General features: G+C 57.9%; 3 protein-coding genes. All 3 read left to right on the top strand.

Annotated elements, in window-relative coordinates; translation table 11 throughout:
* The first annotated feature begins 679 nt into the window (after nt 1-679).
* Nucleotides 680-832, top strand: coding sequence for a hypothetical protein (locus CKO40_RS23605; RefSeq protein ID WP_200348905.1), 153 nt, complete (start codon nt 680-682; stop codon nt 830-832).
* A gap of 299 nt (nt 833-1131) precedes the next feature.
* Nucleotides 1132-1452: a nucleotidyltransferase domain-containing protein gene (locus tag CKO40_RS23600; RefSeq protein ID WP_200348904.1), complete on the top strand. Its 321-nt coding sequence runs from the start codon at nt 1132-1134 to the stop codon at nt 1450-1452.
* The gene (locus CKO40_RS23595; RefSeq protein ID WP_200348903.1) at nt 1449-1832 is read left to right on the top strand and encodes a HEPN domain-containing protein; all 384 of its coding nucleotides are present in this window, start codon (nt 1449-1451) and stop codon (nt 1830-1832) included. Before CKO40_RS23600 ends, CKO40_RS23595 begins: the two co-directional genes overlap by 4 nt.
* The last annotated feature ends 156 nt before the right edge of the window (nt 1833-1988 follow it).

The raw sequence follows: 1988 nt of genomic DNA, 5'->3' as shown, positions 1-1988 counted from the left end.
CTGAGCGTCGAAAGGGGCTCAGGCTGAAACGCACGGGCGAGGTGCCGGTGACCATGGATCGGACCAAGGTTGCCCGGGCGACGCATCCGATGATCGAGCTTGAAATTCAAACTGGGCAGGCCGGCAGACGGACAGGGCCGGACATGCGGTTGACTCCAAGCGCTGAGCGCCCGATTGGAAGCACTAGCGGCTTGCCAACAGCGAACAGGGATGGTGAGATAGATAAGTCCGTTCACCCATGAACGCACAGGTCAGTACGAACACAGGCCAAGGTGCCCCAGCACTGGCCCATGTCCCAAAAAGATTAATCGGGGCAGTACGGCAGCTATGGCCTAACAGATCGCTTCCCCACAGACCCACACCCCTTTTGGCTATCTGTTTCTCGCGCAGCCACCGGCTGACGAGGTGCCGATCCCAGACGTGCGAACTGTTGGGGATCATGGCTCGCCAGAAGTCAGCACGGCATTATGCGATACCATTAACGCCGCTTGGCGTCGGCAGTCCTGGTATCGCGACTATCTGATCGAGCAGGGTGCCGAGCCGCTGACCTTTGTTGGCTCTGCTAGCCTGAATAAGGTAGCCCTGGCTACAACACCTATGCGGCACCTGTCGAGAGTATCCGCTCTACGACCTCCAGCAGCGCCGTCCCCTGCGCCTGCGCGAGCGCCCGCTGATCGTCATGGAATGCTCCGTCATCGCCGAGCGCTATCTAGGGCTGGGCTACAGCGACGAGGCCCTAGCGCGGATGCGGCGCTATCGTGACACCTACCGCCGCTTCAGCGGCGACTTCACGCTGCTCTGGCACAACTTTCATCGAGCGTTGGCGGGTTAATGTCTGGCACCCAGTCGTCTATCATCAGCGAAACAGGTAACGCAGATGTTCCACGCCGGAGCCACCGAGACATTTTGGATGCATTGCACGACTTTCGGGAGTCGAAGTGAAACTCGCCTATGTCGATGCTTGTGTGTGGATAACGCTGGTTGAGGGGTTAGATCATTACCGACCGCCGATTCGCGCTGCGCTTGCGGCCTCGGCAGAGGCTAGAGGTGCTGATTAGACCCCAGCGTTTGAAACAGGATCAACTGGTCGATCTGTAAGTTCAGCCGGCACTTGACTGCGGACACGCGCTTATGAAGCCACCACCCTCAGAAGCCGTTCCCGACGTTTTCGCACGCGAAGTCCGCCGGCGCCTGGGCACACACCTCAAGGATCTGCGCCTCTTTGGTTCGCGAGCCCGAGGCGACGCTCAACCCCATTCCGACTACGATATGCTGGTGATCGTCGATCGGCGCTCGCCGGACATCCGCGACGCGATTCTGGAGATCGAAGTCGACCTGATCGACCGCTACGAGGCTTTGGTGACATCCATCGTCAGAACCGAAGACGAATGGAAACAGCGGCAAGGCACTCCGCTGGCCCTGAATATCGAGCGCGAGGGGCGGCGATTATGACACCTCACATCGAATCGGTCTTAAGGAAAGCCGTTGAGAAACTCCGTGTTGCCGAAATGCTCGTCGCAAACGGCGCCTGGGATGATGCTGTTTCGCGTGCCTACTATGCCGCTTTTCATGCCATCAGCGCCCTACATCTGTCACAAGGCCAGACGTTTTCTTCTCATGCGCAATCGATCGGACGATTTAACAAGGATTTCGTGAGGACCGGCATGTTTTCCAAAGAATTTACAGCCATCCTGACACGCCTGTTCGAGGATCGTCAAAGCGGCGATTACGATGTGTCCGGTTTGGTAACGGCCGAAGACGCACAGCGTGATGTAGACGATGCCCGACGACTGCTCGAAGCCATTGATGCTTATTTACGCACAGCATCATAACGTGCCAACCCCGCCGGACAAGCGGCTGACTCCAAGCGCTGAGCGCCCTATTGGAAGCAATAGCGGCTTGCCAACAGCGAACAGAGATGCTGAAATAGATAAGTCCGTTCACCCATGAACGCACAGATCAGCACGAACACAGGCCAAGGTGCCCCA

Source organism: Halochromatium glycolicum (assembly GCF_016584085.1).
GTDB lineage: Bacteria > Pseudomonadota > Gammaproteobacteria > Chromatiales > Chromatiaceae > Lamprobacter > Lamprobacter glycolicus.
This window is presented reverse-complemented; position numbering and strand designations above follow the sequence as displayed.